This window comes from Candidatus Nanosynbacter featherlites, assembly GCF_005697565.1.
GTDB lineage: Bacteria > Patescibacteriota > Saccharimonadia > Saccharimonadales > Saccharimonadaceae > Nanosynbacter > Nanosynbacter featherlites.
The window spans coordinates 335,851-353,019 of sequence record NZ_CP040004.1 but is presented as its reverse complement, the minus strand read 5'-3'; the positions used below and the strand labels follow the sequence as shown (position 1 = coordinate 353,019).

Below are 17,169 nucleotides of genomic sequence, written 5' to 3'. Positions count from 1 at the left end.
TTAGCGCAAGCTGCGTCGGCTCATCACATAAGCGCACGTCACGCTCACTAGTCCACCAAGTCCCAAGATGCCGCTAGCGGTGTTCAGAGTACCAGTGAGAGGCAATTCCTTAGTGGTTGGCGCGGTAGGAGTTGGCTGTGGCTGTGGCGTGGCAGCAGGAGGCGTGGTTTGATTGGTAGTTGGTGGTGTAGCCGGCTCAGTCGGTGTCGGCTTATTCGGCTCATTCGGTACTGATGGCGTAGGTGTCGGCTGAGTTGGCTTATTTGGTTCATTTGGTGTTGGTTGAGTTGGTGGATTTGCTGGAGGTGTCGTTACTGTGTACGTTTCGGTTGTCGCATCATCACAAGCGTCTGGAGAGCCGGCGATGGTCGGTGTGTCAACACAAGCAGTGTTTTTGTGCTTACCCTCAATGAATTTTGCGTACTTAGCAGTCAAAGAGAACGTCTGCGACTGACCAGCTGGTAAGTTAGCGATGGTGTGTGTCCACTTACCGCCATCGACCTTACCAGCACTGCTGTTTGACAGAGTCACTTCTTTTGGTGCGGTGTCGCTGACGACAACATCTTTCAAGTCTGCTGTGCCAGTGTTTTTGACGGTAATTTCATAAGTGAAATCAGTATTGACCGCCACCTTGGCGTGTTCCTGTTTGTTAACTGTTTTGGTGATGCTGACTGATGGCTTTGGCTCTTCTGGCTTATTGTCATCAGTAATTGTGAAACTACCAGTACAGTTAGGGCCGGTTACTTCACCGATGCTGGTAACTGCTGTTGCTTGAACTTTGTATGTACCCGGTGTCTTGAGCTCAACACCCATGCCAGTCTGATCGCCAGTCACACCACCAGCGTCAACAAGTTTGCCCGATGGGTCATAAACCCTGATGTAAATTGATTGGATGGTGGCGCCATTTTTAGCTGATGCCTTGGCACTCATGTGGTAGCGGTTACGTGACAGTTGGGTGATAGTCAAGCTGTCACAAGTAGCAACTGGCTGCGGCTGAGGTTGTGGTTGCGGTTTTGGTTGCGGCGTTGGCGTCACTGGAACAGCTTGGGGCACGCTATATGTCAACAAGTTACCACAAGAAGACATGATGCGGAATTTACCGCGAGTGGCTGAATTGCCTTCCCAGCCCATATACCAGCTACTGTCCCACAGCTTTTGCGGACGAGAATAAATGGTACGTCCTGCAACGGTGTGCGCCTTCTGACCCTGAGCTTCAGAGAATCGTGAAGTCCAGCCCCACGACTGAGCAGAGGAGTCAACCTCGTAGCGCACCTTGGTGCTAGAAATATTCGCCAATTCTGCTCTAGTGATGCCGTTATAGGTCAGTACGTCGCGGAAATTGTTGGTATTTTTGTCATAGTGCGCTAAAATCGCTTCTTTGCTGCCGACACCGCCCTGGATCATGTCATCTGACGCGGCTTGTGCGTAATCCTGAAAGAAGACTACCGACTGCAGCACCATAGCCATCACCATCATGCCAATGCCCAGGTGTTTTACGGTTACTTGTTTTGATGCCGTCGCTGCTTGCTTCAAGCGAGCTGCATATGTTTTCCACGACTGTCTAGCCATACCCTCACTCCTTAATGCATCATCTCCACCTGATGCGTTATATCTTACTATTACTACTGTATCATATATTTTACACAAGCGCAACGAATGAACATTTGATAATTGCTTGAACTAATTTGCATAATCTGTTATATTGTATAATCGAAGTTTAAGTACAAATTGTTAAAGGGAAACTATGGCAAAGAAGAATACGAAACGCAAGTTGATCGCTTTGGTCAGCGACAAAAGCAAGCACCGAACTTACTACACGACAATCAATACGCAGAACCGTACCACCAAGGGCCAGGGTAGGTTGACACTGCGTAAATACGACCCAATCGCTCGCGAGCACGCAACATACACTGAAACCAAGAAGAACCTTGGTCGCAACGAAGTCAAAGCTCGTAAAAGCTAATCTCTTTATCAGGCGCATCATCAAAACCCACGCGACATGGCGTGGGTTTTATGGTGTTGGGCGAGTATGCCTTGAGCGCCAATAGATATCCCGCAAGGCGTTCATCACATACAGCGAAGCTTCATATGGTGAGCTATACGGGCTGAAATAGGCGTGAACATCGCCATCAGACGACCACTTGGTACACATATAGTAGTAGTGATCAGAGGTTTGCAAATTACGCCAGTCGCTGATCAATTGAGAATCACCAGACGCCAACACTCGCGGCGCCAGCTGGTAGGCGTAGCGCAATGCCTCTCTTTGCAAATCATTACCATTCCAGGCCGTCAAATCTCTCTCGCTGTCAGCCCAGGTGACAGTCTCTGGCATACTCACGTCTCCAACCGGTGCGTTCGACAGGGCCTGCGACACCGTGTTAAACCGACCACCGGCCGTTATCCATTTCCCAACAAATCGCTCAAAGAAGGTGAAGATGCCGTGTTCTTTCCACTGGTGTTCGCCAAACGTTTCATAGTCCATGAATAAATTGACTAATGGGCCGCCTGACGCCGTAAGCCATGAGCTGTAAGTTTCAGCGGTCAGCGGCCAGCCACTCCATTTTTTGTTACTAAAACGAAAGGCGATGTCGTCACTCAAGCGATAGTTCTTTAGTAGTAATCTTGTACGCGTGGCACCCTTTGGTTGATAGACATAATTTGGGCTACGCCAACCCAGCACTTTGTCCCAGCCTTCAGCCAGCACACCATTATACCCGTGTGCCTCTGCCCAAGCTCCAAGCTCATCATTGTACGCCAACTCAGTGTTCGCCAAAACTTTGGGCGAAACGCCAAATAGCTGCTTGATTTTTTCAGCGTGCAGAGCGACCTGCTTCTCAAATTCAGACTGATCGTAGAAAAAGGCCAGGCTATGATGGTAGGGGCTAGCCAATAGCTCCACGCGTCCTGTTTTCACTAGTCGCTGAAAACTCTCAATCACATCTGGCGCGAATTGCTCAGCTTGCTCCAAAAATACTCCAGACAAACTCAGCGACAAACAAAACCCTGGATGTTCATGTAACAACTTTTCCAGCAGTGCGTTCATCGGTCGGTACGATTTATTTGCCACTTTGAGAAAGATCTCTTTATTGTCTTGGTCGCCGTCACCGCTGAAATAATCATGACGGTTGGCAGTGTCAAGTGCGCCATAGCTGCGGACGCGCCATGGCTGGTGGGCGTGCAGGTACAGGGTGACTACTGGACGACTCATGCGCCACCGCCTTTTGATTGAGCCTGTTTGTATAATTTCAAGCAATGTTCAGCCGCGTCATGCCAGGACAGTTGGGCGTACTCTGTTTTGACATCTTCCTTGAGAATTTCCAAAAGAGCAGGTGAGCGCGCCAACATGACAATTTGTCGCGCCAATTTGTTGGTGTCCCAATAGTCAAATCGTAAAATGTCGTGCAACACTTCGCCGACGCCAGACTGGCGACTGATGAGCAGAGCTGTGTCGTGGTGCGCCGCTTCCAACGCCGTCAAACCAAACGGTTCTGACACTGAACTCATGACAAATACGTCAATCAGATGATAGGCATCACGCCACTGCCGACCACGGACAAAGCCCGTGAACACCACCTTGTCGCTGATGCCCAGGTGCGCCGCCAAAGCAACCAGTTCGTCGCGCTGCTCGCCACTACCGCTCAGCAGTAGCGCGATTTTTTGGTGCTGTTTGATGGCCTGCGCCACCGCCCGGATCAGATAGGTCAAGCCTTTTTGCACTGTCAGCCTGGTCAATGCGCCAACGATGATATAGCCCTCTTTTTTCAAGTCTTCCAAGTATTGATAGGTACCTTGGTCGTATTCGTGTGGTGGCAGTTCATCCAGGTCAATGGCATTGTAGACAACCTCAATTTTCTCTGGCGGAATGTGATAATTCTTGACAATGATATCTTTGGTGATGTGGCTCACCGCAATGATTCGGTCAGCCATCAACAGCCCTTGCTGCTCAATCTCATGCACCAACGGATTGCCCTCATTCTCACCAGAACGGTCAAATTCAGTCGCGTGCACATGCACGATCAACGGCGCATTACACTGCTGCTTAGCGATGATACCAGCTTCCATGGTCAACCAGTCGTGAGCGTGAATGGCATCCGGAGGATTCTGTTTGACAAATTCTTTAACGAAGCAGTTATACCGTCGCTGCACCGCACGCATACCGCCCAGCCCGCAATCATGCGCTTGTTTGTCCGAAGTGCCCAAATCATCATAGGCGCCAAAGCCATCTTTTGATGCTTCCAAATGCGTTGCCGCGTGTACATTCATGAAGTCAATGTTCGGATGCTCGGCAGAATAGGGAACAACAAAGTCGATATCCACACCACAGTCAGCCAATGCCCGTGACATCTGATAACAAGCGACGCCTAAACCCCCGCTATTATGCGGAGGTAATTCCCACCCGAGCATCAATATTTTCATACCTACTATTTATCATAAAACGATGCTTATGTTTTTTCAATAGTTTTTCACGGTTTTTCAGGAGTATTTCACGCCACGACCCGTCAGATAGCCTCCTCAAATCGCCCAAAATGAGTTGCCGAAGACAAAAAAATCATGTAAAATAACGCCAAGACACAGGGGAGTAGCTCAGTTGGTAGAGCACCGGTCTCCAAAACCGGGTGTCGCAGGTTCGAGTCCTGTCTCCCCTGCCATAGAGTCATGAAATAGCAGAGGTTTTCCCTCTGTTTTTTTCTAACCAGGCGTATGGTATACTGATTTCATGAAACCATTGCAGTTATCTTCGCCGCACTTGATTATCATGGTCGGCGCACCGGGGGCGGGAAAAACACAGTTTGCGACTGAATTTGCCAAAATGTTCAATGCGCCAATTTTAAGCAGTGATACGCTGCGCGAATTGTCGAGCGATGACGCACTGATTCACAAAGCTGCAGTTGACTTACTGCGAGAATTACTCAAGCCAAAACAGACAATCATCTTCGACGGCAACACCGAAAAGCGCGCTTGGCGTTCCGACATCGCCAAGGTAGCCCGCGAAGCTGGATTTAAACCACTGTTCGTGTGGGTGCAGACCGATCCTGCCATGTCTAGAGCCAGATGGCTACGCTCGCACAACGGCGATGAGGCCCTATTTGAACAGAAATTACGAACCTTCTCACCACCACACGCCAGCGAGCCATACATGGTCATCAGCGGCCGTCACACTTACAACACACAGGCAAAAACGCTTTTGAAAAAACTCAGCGACGCCACCCGTCCAGCTGCTTCCATACGCACTCAGCCACGATTCATCGGCGGACGCGGTCGAGTTGGATAAACGAGGGCTCAATGCCAACCATCACTGACTCTGAATTTGGCGAAATCACCGTCACCAGGCGTGCACTAGCCAGTCGCGTCAGTTTGCGCATTGCGCCCAACGGTCGCATCCGCATCACCATGCCGCTTCACGCACCGCTGGCTTCCGCCAAACTGCTCATCAAACGGTCACGTCGCAGCATTCAAAGACTCATCACTGAGCAGCAAGGCGATTTTCCATACAGCACGTCTCAGCAAATTGGCAAAAGTCACAATTTGTTAGTGGAACAGGGAGAACCCGCCGTCAAAACTGTCGGCACCAGCATCATCATCAACGCAAGAGACGACCAAGATTTCGCTGACCCCATCTTTCAACAATCCATTCGTGACCATGTCGTCAAAGCCCTGCGCAAAGAAGCCAAAAGCTATTTGCCACGCCGCCTCAAATTCTTAGCAGAGCAACACGACTTTCATTACGACAAAACTCGACTCACGCACTCGTCCAGTCGCTGGGGTAGCTGCTCGTCAAACGGCACCATCAGCCTAAACATTGCCCTCATGAATATACCGTTTGAGCTATTAGACTACGTCCTCATCCACGAACTATGTCACACGCGCCAGATGAATCACTCGCAAGCATTTTGGCGCGAAGTCGCCGCCATCGACCCGCACTATAAACGACACCGCGACGCCCTGAAAAAATACACTCCACACGTATAATGCTTATGGTATACTGGTACATATGCAGGGAGGGAATCTTATCTATGCCATCATCATCTTGCTTGTCATATCATGGCTGATGTTTCTAGCAGCCGTCGTCATCGCCTATCGCGGACGGCACCAGTCACGCCAAGAACTACGACGCAGTCGCTCCCGTGAACGACTGGAGCGCGACCGCGTATTGACACTGGTGAACAACCTCACTGACGCCATCATCAGCATGGACGCCCACGGCATCATCAGCCTCTACAATGCCGCCGCCCTGAGCTTACTCGACACCAACGCCAGCATTCAGGGTGTGCACATTGATGAGCTCTTAAATTTTGAGACCAACGACAAACAGCCGGTCCCGGTGTTTAAGGAATTGCGAAAATCGCCAGCCATTCGTACCCGTGACGACATCATCATGCCTCTTGAGGGCGGCGACCGTGTGCGGTTGTCGGCTACATTCGCGCCAGTACAGGGCGGTAGCGACACGCTCACTTCTGATGGCTATGTGCTCATTTTGCGTGACATCACTCGAGTCAAAAGCCTGGAAGAAGAGCGCGATGAATTCATCAGCGTGATCAGCCACGAATTACGCACCCCCATCACCATCGCCGAAGCTTCACTCTCCAATGTTCAGCTCATGATGCACCGCGGCATGACCGACAAATTGGACGATTCACTTGCCGAAGCCCACAAACAAATCATGTTCTTAGCCCGCATCGTCAACGATCTCAGCACGCTGTCTCGCGCAGAGCGTGGTATTGCTGATGAATCAGAGCTCATCAACGTCACTGAACTGGCCGAAAAACTCCGCCACGAATACGAGCCGCAGGCAACAGAGAAAAAATTGGCATTCAACCTGGACGTCAGAGCAGGCGTTGGCAATGTCAATGTCTCTCGGCTATACCTTGAAGAGTTATTACAAAACTTCATCACCAACGCCATCAAATATACCCAAAAAGGCTCAATCACCCTCATCATGAAACGCAGCGGCGGCAAAGTCTATTTTGGTGTCAAAGACACCGGCATCGGCATCGGGCGCAGTGATCAGAAAAAGATTTTTGACCGCTTCTTCCGCGCCGAAGATTATCGCACCCGCGAAACCAGCGGTACTGGACTAGGGTTGTACGTGGCGGCCAAACTAGCCCGCAAACTCGGCTGTACCATCAAACTAGAAAGCCGTCTCAATCACGGATCAACCTTCAGCTTCAGCCTGCCACCGGCAAAGCCCGCCAAAAAGCAATAATACCGCTCAAACTTGCAATGCATACATTTTTTGTGCTAAGCTATACTTGACAGTCTGTGAAAAACAGACTTTTTAATTTGGGAGAAACACATGGCAGAAAAGGGTAAGCAGACAGGGAAAACTACCGTACGCCGCATCAAGGCAACGGATGATTCCCCTAAAAAAACCATCAAAAAGAAACCAACCACCAAACCAGCACGCGCTGTCAACAAGACTGAAGCAGATTTAGGTATGCGCGACTCATTTGTTGGTTATTTCAAGGGAGCGTGGGCCGAGCTGAAGCTAGTTCGCTGGCCAACCCGCGCTAACACCTGGATCATGACTGGCACCGTGATCGGCTTCACATTACTGCTTACCACATTAATTTTATTACTTGACGCTGGATTTAACTGGATCTTTGAGCAAATTTTGAAATAAAGGTAAAAGGAGTTTTTTATGGCAAATAATCGTTACGACTCAACCCGTCAGTGGTATGCTATTCACACCTATTCTGGTTACGAAGAGAAAGTAGCAGAATCCATTCGTCAGCGCATCAACGGTGTTGACATGGCAGACAAAATCTTTGACGTCATGGTCCCGAAAGAAAAACAAATCCAAATCAAAAACGGTAAACGTAAAGTCGTTGAAGCCAAGATCTTCCAAGGCTATGTTTTGGTGGAGATGAATTTGACTGATGAAACGTGGTACATCATCCGCAACACGCCTGGCGTGACTGGATTTGTCGGTGCAGACACCACACCAACGCCAGTTTCTGACAAAGAAATCGCCAAAATCAAAAAGCGCATGGGCGTTGAAGAACCAAAGCACCAGATTGATTTCTCAGAGGGCGAAGTTGTTTCCATCACCGATGGCCCGTTCAAAGGCTTTGACGGCGCAATCGCTGAAATCGACCCAATTAAAGGCAAAATCCGTGTCATGGTCAGCATGTTTGGACGCGACACTCCAGTTGAACTTGACGCTTTGCAGGTGAAAAAAGTCTAACACGTAGACCAGACAGTCCAATTTATCAATTATTATCAAAAGGGTGGAGAGGTTTTACCATGAGCACACTAGAAATGCCGCAACCCAGTGATGATAACTCCAAGAAAAACGAGGGGATCATACAGCCCAGTAACGACACCGCTCAGGAGGCCGCCAAAGTCTCAGAAGAATGGTTAGAAGCACTGGGTGAGCCTGATGGCAATGAGTTAGCAGATGCCTCTCGTAAACATCTAGTCGCCATAAATAGTTTGATCACAACCTTTGGAAAACTATCTGCCAACCAGACTATTGATGAGCAACAGCGTGTCCTCAATAAGTCCAGCACCTTATTAAATATGCAGTATCTCCCAGCACTACGAGAACTCGCCACCCATTACTTACAAGACTTACCGACAACACCAAAGCAAAAGGAATCTTTGCTCGCTTGGTTTGCCGATCTGATGGAAAGCGATAGACAGGCAGTTATGGCTGCAGCACATGCCATCGCTCCAGACAGTATTCCAGAAAAGCAGGCAGACATACCAGCGCAAGCTAAACTACATGTAAACCAACTATACGAGGAGTCCGTGGAAGAGTGCGAAGAAGACCCCTCACGTATGCCTGCTTATTTTGCTGCCAATTTTGCAATATCCCTGGGACAGCACCAAGCCAATATGATAAATTCCACATACGACAGCTTACCTGTCGCATCAAAAGAGGCGCAGGCACCAAAGGACGACACTCGTCCACCTGAAATCCCAACCAGCCTTGAAATCAAAGACCCAAAGATAGCTCGCATGTTGGCGCTCTCAGAGATTGGCAAAGAGGCGGTCAAAGCTTTGACCATTGCTGGTGGCGTGGCAGCTGGCATCGTTGCCGGCAATGTAGTCACGCACTTTCTGTCACGCAAAAAATAATGCGGCGCAAGCCAAGCTACCAAACGTCTTTGGCTTGTACTACTTCACTGGTGTGTGCCAGATAATGCTGCAGCAGAAAAATGATCAACGCCACGGTGATAAATCCCAACAAAATGATCACCACCCACAGATTACCCATCTGCAAAATACCAGCCAACAAAACCGGCACGGTCGCCACGCCACAAGCCAGCACTTTGCCCACTAACAACGTCACCAACGTAACGGGACACTGACAAAACCGCACTGACCGCTTCAGCATTCGCGACCCACCGCGTCCCAGCCAATAAGTGAGAGCTGTCAGGCTAATGACGAGTACCAACGCCGTGGCAATCCCCAACGCAGCGCTCAACAGCTGAGCCATCAACGGCTCTGGCTCCGTCGGCGCTGTCTGTACCAACGGTTCTGCGGTGCGCAGATTGATTGATAGTCCAAAGAACTTACCGCGACGAATCAGCCAAACTACGGCGGACAGGGAGATGATTGCGTAAACAAATAGGAGCAATGTGTAGCCCACCGCACCAAACGCGTTGATGATGCGCTTAATGGGGAGCGGGCCTCGCACGTTCATGCTTGAATTATACCATACTTTTTTGTATAATACCTATGTTACGCACACTTTCAATACGCTTCAACTAATTTTGAAAGGGTTTATCATCATGGCAAAGAAAGTCATTGGAAATCTAAAACTACGTATTCCAGCTGGTCGCGCGACTGCTGGACCTCCAGTTGGTTCAACCTTGGGTCAGTGGGGACTAAACATGATGGATTTCATCAATCCATTTAACGACGCCACCAAAGATCTGATGGGCAAAGACGTCATTGTACACATTCAAGTGTTCGAAGACCGCACTTTTGCATGGAAATCATTGGGTCAGCCAGTGGACGACATGATCCGCGAAAAAGCTGGCATCCAAAAGGGTAGCGGCAAACCACACACCGACAAGGTCGGTAAAATCACCCGCGCTCAGTTGGAAGAGATTGCTGAAGTCAAAAAAGACCAGCTCAACGCCATTGACACAGAGGGTGCCGTCAAAATCATCGCCGGCACTGCTCGCAGCATGGGTGTTGAAGTCACCGACTAATCAGCTTCATGTCAATCACAAATTACTCTCGCCCTGGCGGGAGTAATTGTATATTATGACTAAATATGATATAATACAGGTATGGATCTGCCAGAGTTTGCAAAGCTATCAACAGAGAACGAAAGGGGACTCAAAGACACCGTCAAATCTGTTGTTGGTGCGGTAGCCGTCACCTCTGCTTTGCTCATTCCACCAGCGGTCATACTGAAGGAAGTAGCTGATACCGCTGCCACTTCTATTCACATCAACACCGAGCCCACCTCGACACCTTCAGCTAAAGAAACATCATCAACCCAAGAACCAGACCAAACACCACCGCCAACTCCTAGAGGTCTTGTGCAAACCATTATCGACAATCTTGGCGGTTAACCTCTAGTAAAATTCAATGCTCATCACAAATACCGTATCCGACCCCCGTGTGTCAGAGGCACTGACCAGTGCCAATTTAGTCGTCCTCAGAACCGACACCATCTACGGCATCGTTGCTGCCGCGACTAACCACTGCGCCATGGAGCGCCTGTATCGCGCTAAACATCGTCCAGCTAACGAATCCTGCATCATCCTGGTCGCCAACATATCAGACATCCCAGGCTTAACGCCCACTCAACGTCAACACTACCTGCAGCTTAATATCAAGCGACCGACCAGCATCATCGTCCCAGCCAGCAACGCTTTTTTGCACACCACCCACCAAAACGGCACCCTAGCTTTTCGACTGGTCACTGGAAATTTGGCACGTCTCATCCACCAGACGGGCCCCATCCTTGCACCCAGCGCCAACCCAGCTGGTATGCCACCAGCCAAAAATATCACCGAAGCCATCAACTACTTCGGTGATATGGTGAGTGTCTATGTCGACGGTGGGGAAGTGACGTCCTCAGTCGCGTCACGCATCATCAAGCTACAAGCCGACGACATCGTCACTATTCGCGCTTAACACAACCTACATCTGAACGAACGGTCGCGCCAGCTCGATGTCGGGGCGCAGCTCTGAGATACGCATCAGCTCATTGTACTTAGCGATGCGCTCTGAACGGGACATTGAACCAGTTTTGATTTGTCCAGTTCCCAAACCAACAGCCAAATGCGCAATGGTGGTGTCTTCCGTCTCGCCAGAACGGTGGCTCATCACCGTGTTCCAGCCAGCTTCTTTGGCCATCTTAACTGCAGCGATGGTTTCGGTCAGCGTACCAATTTGGTTTGGCTTGATGAGGATGGCGTTGCCAGCTTTTTGCTCGATGGCTTGTTCCAGACGCTCGACATTGGTTACCAACAAGTCGTCACCAACCAACTGTGTGGTGCCTCCCAATTCCAGCGTCAGCTTTTGCCAACCACGCCACGCTTCTTCATTCAACCCATCTTCGATGGAAACGATTGGGTATTGTGCGCGTAGTTCCTTATACATCTTGATCATTTGGTCAGTATCCATCACGCGGTTTTCCGTGGACAAATTGTACTGTTCAGTCTGACTCTGATAAAACTCACTGGCAGCCACGTCAAGTGCAAAGGCAAAGTCACGCTCCAGCAAGTACCCAGCCTGCTCAATGGCACGGCTGAGCAAGGTGATTGGCTCAGAGTTACCGTAACGAACGCGAGGTGCATAGCCACCTTCATCACCCACGGTCGTTGGGTAGCCCTCTTGTTTGAGAACTTTTGCCAGCACGTGAAATACCTCAGCGCTCATGGTCACTGCGTCTTGAATGGTTGATGCACCAACAGGGATGATCATGTACTCCTGAATATCCGTCGCGCCCAGTGCGTGCTGACCGCCGTTCATGACATTGACCATCGGCATTGGGAAACTCATCTGCGGGTTACCAGCCAACGTGTTAATGTAGGTGAACAGTGCCACACCGCGTGACGCTGCTGCTGCTTTGGCAGTTGCCAAACTGACCGCCAAAATAGCATTTGCCCCCAAACGGCCCTTGTTTGGCGTTTCATCCAAGGTGATCATCTTTTGGTCGATAGCTTCTTGGTCAAACGGACTCATACCGCGCAGTGCGTCAGCAATTTCCGTATTAACATTTTCAACCGCCTTCAAAACACCCTTACCACCAAATGGCAATTCATCGTCTCGCAGCTCTACCGCCTCGTGAGACCCGGTGCTAGCCCCAGAGGGAACAGCAGCCCGACCAAAACAACCGTCACTCAATATGACATCTGCCTCAACCGTTGGATTGCCTCGAGAATCTAAAATTTGACGTGCTCTGATGTGTGTAATTGTAATAAAGTCCATATGATCTATTGTATCAGACCACGCGATAGACCACTAACTGTAATGTACGTCGGCAAATCCTGTTTTACCTGAATGGGCTATTATACCCGACATGCAGCTCGTTACCGTCACCGTCTTGCCATCCCGCGAACCACGCATCTTAAGAGGTCCCGCACAGTGACCAGTAAGACGATCTACATCATCCTGTAGTTTAGCCGATTGATGGTCAAAGTTGTTTAATATTGCTAAAGCCTCTCTTTGCTGATGGCTTGTAGCACTAACGGCTATTTGATCTATCTGGTCATCTGTTAACGGTGCCAAAGCCTCATGACCCGCTTCTCTCATCATCAGTAAACGTTTCTTTAGCTCTTCAGGATCCGCACTCAGACCTTCTTGCACTTCTTTACGTATACAAGCTATCTCTCCTAGATTGTGCTTTAGTACTGGACAGTCTCGACATTTTCTGGGAACATCAGCCATGTCTTCGCCAGTTATGTCTGCGCCCGCCATAATGTCATCAAAGGTCGCACCAATAGTTGTTTCATCGTGCCCACCAGGTGTAAGATTACTGTTTTCTCCACGTTCCATAGTAATTACAAATACTATCATATTGTTGCTAAATACGCAAATATTCCATGAAATGCACTCACTGCTATTGATTTTTCTGCAATTCACTGGTATAATATGCGTACATGAGTGAAGCACCTTTTCCTAGTCCCCAAAAGCGACCAATTGTTCTGGACGGCCTGATGGATATGGCCTACAACAGGGACCTACCAGATGAGACATTGCAGACAACCCTGAACAACCAACTATTCACTCCCGAGTTACTAAGCAAGCCGGTCGACATCACCGCCATAACCTCCCACAACAACAGTGACGGCGAGCCTACCTTAGGTGTTGAACAGTTCTCAGAAGCAGTCGCACGGTTTGAGGTCAGTTCAGAGCTGGGCGAACGCACGGTACGCTTGGCGCTCGATAACGGCGACCGCTTGGATGTATCTCACATCATGGAGATTCGTCAGCAAGAGCCAGAAGAGCCGTCGGACTACGCCGAACTGGTTTATGATACCGGTGGACTAGTCAACCGAGTTTTGTCGAGGAAATCATTCAACAAGCTTGGCCCCGAACAACAGCAACTCATCATACAACGACTCACCGAAAAAGCTACCAGGGAGTTTGATGAGCTGCTTGCCGACTCAGAGCATTGTCAAGCCATTGTGAATATTTTTAAACAAACCGAGCCAATCATCGCTGACAAGCTCGCTGTATTTGTGCCGGTCGTTTTAGAAGACGGGGAAGCCAAACTCCTGCCCAAACTTCATATCGAAATGACTCACGGTGCAACAAAGACCATCGTACCATTTGATCAGCTGGCAGATATTGACCTCATCTATCACGAACAGAGAGATGAAAGCCAGCCATTTGACTACCTGGCGACTTTTCAGGACAAATGGCGCAGTCAGTCAATCGAAGCGACCGAGTATCTACTCGCGGACAGAGCCACTGACTTGAGCCAGCGCAACATTTCAGCTGAACGCGTCACTAAACTAATGCAAGCTGAGGCCTCAGAGCTATGCGCGCAGCTCATGGCTGATGAGAATTTTTTAGCGGAACATATGCTTGAGCCAGGCGAGTTTTATGTTGACGGAACATTCTACACTGACAATAACGGTGAATGGCAGGAGACGTTTGACGACCATACTATCAATGCCAAGCCAGAACTAGACTGTGAGGAGATATCCGGACAGTGGCGATTTGGACTACGGCTCATCTCAGCAGATGACAGCTCACAAGCAGACGTGTTTGTGGTACCAAGCAATACCTTCGTCACAGCCTTTCGGCGGTTGGCACAGGAGTCTCATTGAAATTGATCGCCAAAACTGATATAATCAACCGGAATAATAATCAATGCTGGGAGGTGAACCTCGGGAAAAACCGAGCACCGATTGCACCACAGAAAGGATATATCTCATGGCCAAAAAAGCCGAGTTGCTGGAAAAAGCAGCAGAACTAAACCTAGAGGTCAGCGAAAAGAATACCATCGCTGAGATTGAAGCTGCCATTGCTGGCGCTGAAAAACACGAAGTCCGTGAAGCGCACGTTGCCAAAGCAGGCAAGCGCAGCCAAAAAGCTTTGGACGAAGCTGAAGCTAAAGCAGAGAAGGAAGCTCGCAAAGAAGCAGGCGATACCACTCCACAAGACGAAGATGCTGAAGCACACATCAAAAAGGGTCCAAAGCCAGTCACTCGACCACGCCTAGAGCGCCGCGGTAAAAAATACCAAGAAGCTGCCAAAAAGATTGAGAAAGACAAAGTGCACACCCTGGAAGAAGCTTTGAAGCTGGCAACAGAGACCAGCCCAGTCAAGTTTGACGCGTCAGTGGAACTGCACGTTCGTCTGGGTGTTGACCCACGCCAGGCAGACCAGAACATTCGCGCAACCGTGTCACTGCCTCACGGTACCGGTAAAGACGTACGCGTCGCAGTATTTGCGCCAGAAGAAGAGCACGCCGCTGCCAAAAAAGCTGGCGCCGATATCATTGGTGATGAAGAATTCTTGAAGCAATTAGACAAAGAAGAGCTGAACTTTGACATTTTGGTGGCGACGCCACAGTACATGCCAAAGCTTGGTAAATATGCTCGCTTGCTCGGTCCGCGTGGTTTGATGCCAAATCCAAAGTCTGGCACCGTAGCAACAGACGTGGCGACTGCCGTCACCGAAGCCAAAGCTGGTAAAGTTGAATACCGTGTCGATAAACAAGCCATCGTTCACTTGAGCGTCGGTAAGGTGTCGTTTGGTACGGACAAATTGCAAGACAACGCCCGCGCATTTTTGAGCAGCCTGAACGCCCAAAAACCAAGCAGCCTCAAAGGCGCCTACGTCAAAAGTGTTGCTGTGACTACTACCATGGGTCCTGGCATCAAGGTTGAAAACAACCTCTAAACATGATTGATTTGACAGTTTGACCCATAAAATCCCGCCGATCATGGCGGGATTTTTACTGGGGTGACGTCGCCGAGATAGCCGTGGGGGTATTGCATTTTTCTACATTTTATGCTAGAATACTAAAGCCCAGTTGGATGCTGATGTGCTAGAGTCCTTTTTGATTCGCTTGCCAGCCCAGCTGGACGCGAACTAAAAAGCTCTTTAACATCTGTATCCTTTCATTCTACATCCCTATTAGGAGATCCCATGTTCAAAGCTCGACGTGGGCTAGCAGCGCTGTTTGCGCTGCTAGCCTTGGCCCTGGGTTTCTCGGGGGTGGCAGCTGCTGCTCCCGAGAACCCCGACGACATGACGACAACAACGTCGTCATGCACCCCGCGGCCGATTTCGGCCACGGAAATCAGCGCGGAGTACATCCGCGCTGTCGACGGCTCTGCCGAATTCACCGCCTATGAGGCGGTTGAATTCGGCTTTGGATTGGCCCTTGAGGAGGGCCATTGTGAAGGCGATAGCATCACCTTCACCCCGCCAGCCGAACTGGGGGATTACGGTGCCCCCATCAATCTCGCCACCGAAAATGGCGAGATTATCGCTCACGCCGTCTACGAAGGCGGTAAGGTCAGTATCACACTGACCGATGCCGTTGAGGTGGCCAACCATTACGCCTTCGAGGCGTATGGCTGGTGGCGCGTCGACATTGACGACACGCTCCTTCCCGGGGAGACCCGGGACCTCCTGTGGGAGATCGGCGGTCAAACCCGCCGGACTGAGATCCACGTGGGGGAGTGTCCGGGCTGCAGCCAGCCCGGGCCTGGAGCCTCGAAATGGGGTGTCGTTCACCCGAATGACCCCTCATTGGTCGAGGTTACGTTAGTAACCCCGACCGCTACCACGGACGCCCAAGAGTTCATCCTGAGGGATGAACTCACGTCTCAGGGCCAAGTTTTCTCTTGCGACAGCAACACCGTGCTATCGCAAGCAGGAACTTACAAGGAGGCGAGTGTATGGGGTAGACCCCTATACACTCATCGCACGACAGTCGATACAATGGAGTGCTCCTCCACTGTATTGACAATGAAACTCACCCTAAACGAGGGTGAGAAGGCACGCGTGGAGTTCTATCTCCACGTTGACCCCACGGACCCCGGTCCGTGGACAGACAGTGCAACTATCACATCCCAGGAACGCTCCTGGGACACCTCCGCCACCGTGCGGAGGGCAGAGGCTGGAGGTGGCGCAAGCTACCTCCTGAAGCCGGAACCGACCCCGTCGGCAACTCCGACACCGGAGCCCAGCGCGACTCCAACACCGGAACCGACCCCGGAGCCCAGCGCGACACCGACACCGTCGCCGACACCCTCGGCGACTCCGGAGTTTACACCTTCGCCGACCCCGTCGGTGACGCCATCGCCCAGCGCGACGGCAACGCCGACTCCGTCGGCAACTCCGACACCAACGCCGACGCCCAGCGCGACGGCAACCCCGTCGCCGTCGGCCACACCGACGCCGAAGGCCACGCCTTCGGCGTCAACACTCGTGCCCACGACCTCCCCGACCCCCACGCGGGGTCAGGAGGTCGTGTCGCCCCCATCCCAGCCGCCGCACAAGCGGCCGGGTGGAGCGCTGGCGGTCACTGGCACTGCCAGTGACCAATTGTTCATCGCTATAGCCGGCTTTGTTGCGACTGGGGTTATGGCTCTGCTCATGGGCTGGTTTAGTCGTCGCTCCTCGCGTGAGGAGTGACATACCACCAAGTGATGCTAGTCGTCATGGCTAGCATCACTTGGTGAAGGGAAGATACAGAAAGAGAGGAAGGAGGTTCGCACCGCCCGCTCCACCATG

Annotated in this window: 20 protein-coding genes and 1 tRNA gene; 14 read left to right on the top strand and 7 right to left on the bottom strand. The window is 50.7% G+C overall.

The genetic code is table 11. The features are described from left to right. Nucleotides 1-1,569 carry a DUF11 domain-containing protein gene (locus FBF37_RS04190; protein ID WP_138078919.1) on the bottom strand — a complete coding sequence of 523 codons (1,569 nt, stop codon included), beginning with the start codon at nucleotides 1,567-1,569 and terminating at the stop codon, nucleotides 1-3. Between the two features lie 175 nt (nucleotides 1,570-1,744). Between FBF37_RS04190 and rpmG the strand changes: the two genes are divergently transcribed. Further along, nucleotides 1,745-1,963: a 50S ribosomal protein L33 gene (rpmG, locus tag FBF37_RS01775; RefSeq protein WP_138078917.1), complete on the top strand. Its 219-nt coding sequence runs from the start codon at nucleotides 1,745-1,747 to the stop codon at nucleotides 1,961-1,963. A gap of 48 nt (nucleotides 1,964-2,011) precedes the next feature. Here rpmG and FBF37_RS01770 read toward each other — a convergent pair whose 3' ends face one another. Both FBF37_RS01770 and FBF37_RS01765 read right to left on the bottom strand, forming a co-directional pair. Then, nucleotides 2,012-3,208, bottom strand: a complete 1,197-nt coding sequence (locus FBF37_RS01770) for a glycoside hydrolase family 57 protein (protein WP_138078915.1) — start codon at nucleotides 3,206-3,208, stop codon at nucleotides 2,012-2,014. Further along, complete coding sequence (locus tag FBF37_RS01765) at nucleotides 3,205-4,404, bottom strand: glycosyltransferase family 4 protein (RefSeq protein WP_236861265.1); 1,200 nt, start codon at nucleotides 4,402-4,404, stop codon at nucleotides 3,205-3,207. The genes FBF37_RS01770 and FBF37_RS01765 overlap by 4 nt, the downstream gene beginning before the upstream one ends. 169 nt (nucleotides 4,405-4,573) lie before the next feature. Here FBF37_RS01765 and FBF37_RS01760 point away from each other — a divergent pair. The 7 genes from FBF37_RS01760 to FBF37_RS01730 all read left to right on the top strand — a co-directional run bounded on the left by FBF37_RS01760 (nucleotide 4,574) and on the right by FBF37_RS01730 (nucleotide 9,081). Further along, nucleotides 4,574-4,649, top strand: a tRNA-Trp gene (locus tag FBF37_RS01760). Between the two features lie 68 nt (nucleotides 4,650-4,717). Next, nucleotides 4,718-5,272, top strand: a complete 555-nt coding sequence (locus tag FBF37_RS01755) for a P-loop nucleotide/nucleoside kinase family protein (protein ID WP_138078910.1) — start codon at nucleotides 4,718-4,720, stop codon at nucleotides 5,270-5,272. A gap of 11 nt (nucleotides 5,273-5,283) precedes the next feature. Next, on the top strand, nucleotides 5,284-5,970 hold the full coding sequence (locus FBF37_RS01750; protein WP_138078908.1) for a M48 family metallopeptidase: 687 nt from the start codon (nucleotides 5,284-5,286) through the stop codon (nucleotides 5,968-5,970). A 22-nt stretch (nucleotides 5,971-5,992) separates the two neighbouring features. Beyond that, complete coding sequence (locus FBF37_RS01745) at nucleotides 5,993-7,204, top strand: sensor histidine kinase (protein WP_138078906.1); 1,212 nt, start codon at nucleotides 5,993-5,995, stop codon at nucleotides 7,202-7,204. Between the two features lie 90 nt (nucleotides 7,205-7,294). Continuing rightward, entirely contained in the window at nucleotides 7,295-7,621 is a 327-nt protein-coding gene (gene secE, locus FBF37_RS01740; protein ID WP_138078904.1) for a preprotein translocase subunit SecE, read from the top strand. Between the two features lie 18 nt (nucleotides 7,622-7,639). Then, nucleotides 7,640-8,185: a transcription termination/antitermination protein NusG gene (gene nusG, locus FBF37_RS01735; protein WP_138078902.1), complete on the top strand. Its 546-nt coding sequence runs from the start codon at nucleotides 7,640-7,642 to the stop codon at nucleotides 8,183-8,185. Nucleotides 8,186-8,244: 59 nt separating this feature from the next. Then, nucleotides 8,245-9,081: a hypothetical protein gene (locus FBF37_RS01730; protein WP_138078900.1), complete on the top strand. Its 837-nt coding sequence runs from the start codon at nucleotides 8,245-8,247 to the stop codon at nucleotides 9,079-9,081. A gap of 16 nt (nucleotides 9,082-9,097) precedes the next feature. Here the strand turns inward: FBF37_RS01730 and FBF37_RS01725 are convergent, their stop codons facing one another. Continuing rightward, the gene (locus tag FBF37_RS01725) at nucleotides 9,098-9,649 is read right to left on the bottom strand and encodes a hypothetical protein (RefSeq protein ID WP_138078898.1); all 552 of its coding nucleotides are present in this window, start codon (nucleotides 9,647-9,649) and stop codon (nucleotides 9,098-9,100) included. An 88-nt stretch (nucleotides 9,650-9,737) separates the two neighbouring features. Between FBF37_RS01725 and rplK the strand changes: the two genes are divergently transcribed. From rplK to FBF37_RS01710, 3 genes are all read left to right on the top strand, one after another. Next, nucleotides 9,738-10,163 (top strand): 50S ribosomal protein L11, encoded by a 426-nt coding sequence (rplK, locus tag FBF37_RS01720; protein WP_138078896.1) that lies wholly within the window; start codon nucleotides 9,738-9,740, stop codon nucleotides 10,161-10,163. 81 nt (nucleotides 10,164-10,244) lie between these two features. Further along, nucleotides 10,245-10,532 (top strand): hypothetical protein, encoded by a 288-nt coding sequence (locus tag FBF37_RS01715; RefSeq protein ID WP_138078894.1) that lies wholly within the window; start codon nucleotides 10,245-10,247, stop codon nucleotides 10,530-10,532. A 16-nt stretch (nucleotides 10,533-10,548) separates the two neighbouring features. Then, nucleotides 10,549-11,100 (top strand): L-threonylcarbamoyladenylate synthase, encoded by a 552-nt coding sequence (locus FBF37_RS01710; RefSeq protein WP_138078892.1) that lies wholly within the window; start codon nucleotides 10,549-10,551, stop codon nucleotides 11,098-11,100. 6 nt (nucleotides 11,101-11,106) lie between these two features. On the opposite strand, the gene eno is transcribed toward FBF37_RS01710, so the two are convergent. Then, nucleotides 11,107-12,399, bottom strand: a complete 1,293-nt coding sequence (gene eno / locus FBF37_RS01705) for a phosphopyruvate hydratase (RefSeq protein WP_138078890.1) — start codon at nucleotides 12,397-12,399, stop codon at nucleotides 11,107-11,109. 33 nt (nucleotides 12,400-12,432) lie between these two features. Then, nucleotides 12,433-12,966: a hypothetical protein gene (locus tag FBF37_RS01700; protein WP_138078888.1), complete on the bottom strand. Its 534-nt coding sequence runs from the start codon at nucleotides 12,964-12,966 to the stop codon at nucleotides 12,433-12,435. A gap of 104 nt (nucleotides 12,967-13,070) precedes the next feature. Between FBF37_RS01700 and FBF37_RS01695 the strand changes: the two genes are divergently transcribed. Together FBF37_RS01695 and rplA are read left to right on the top strand one after the other, a co-directional pair. Continuing rightward, nucleotides 13,071-14,246 carry a hypothetical protein gene (locus FBF37_RS01695; protein WP_138078886.1) on the top strand — a complete coding sequence of 392 codons (1,176 nt, stop codon included), beginning with the start codon at nucleotides 13,071-13,073 and terminating at the stop codon, nucleotides 14,244-14,246. A gap of 355 nt (nucleotides 14,247-14,601) precedes the next feature. Further along, the gene (gene rplA, locus FBF37_RS01690) at nucleotides 14,602-15,324 is read left to right on the top strand and encodes a 50S ribosomal protein L1 (protein WP_138079727.1); all 723 of its coding nucleotides are present in this window, start codon (nucleotides 14,602-14,604) and stop codon (nucleotides 15,322-15,324) included. 1,244 nt (nucleotides 15,325-16,568) lie between these two features. On the opposite strand, the gene FBF37_RS04075 is transcribed toward rplA, so the two are convergent. Continuing rightward, a complete protein-coding gene (locus tag FBF37_RS04075; RefSeq protein ID WP_174843583.1) occupies nucleotides 16,569-16,871 on the bottom strand; it encodes a hypothetical protein in 303 nt (100 codons plus the stop codon). Between the two features lie 34 nt (nucleotides 16,872-16,905). Between FBF37_RS04075 and FBF37_RS04070 the strand changes: the two genes are divergently transcribed. After that, a complete protein-coding gene (locus tag FBF37_RS04070) occupies nucleotides 16,906-17,070 on the top strand; it encodes an LPXTG cell wall anchor domain-containing protein (protein ID WP_174843582.1) in 165 nt (54 codons plus the stop codon). The last annotated feature ends 99 nt before the right edge of the window (nucleotides 17,071-17,169 follow it).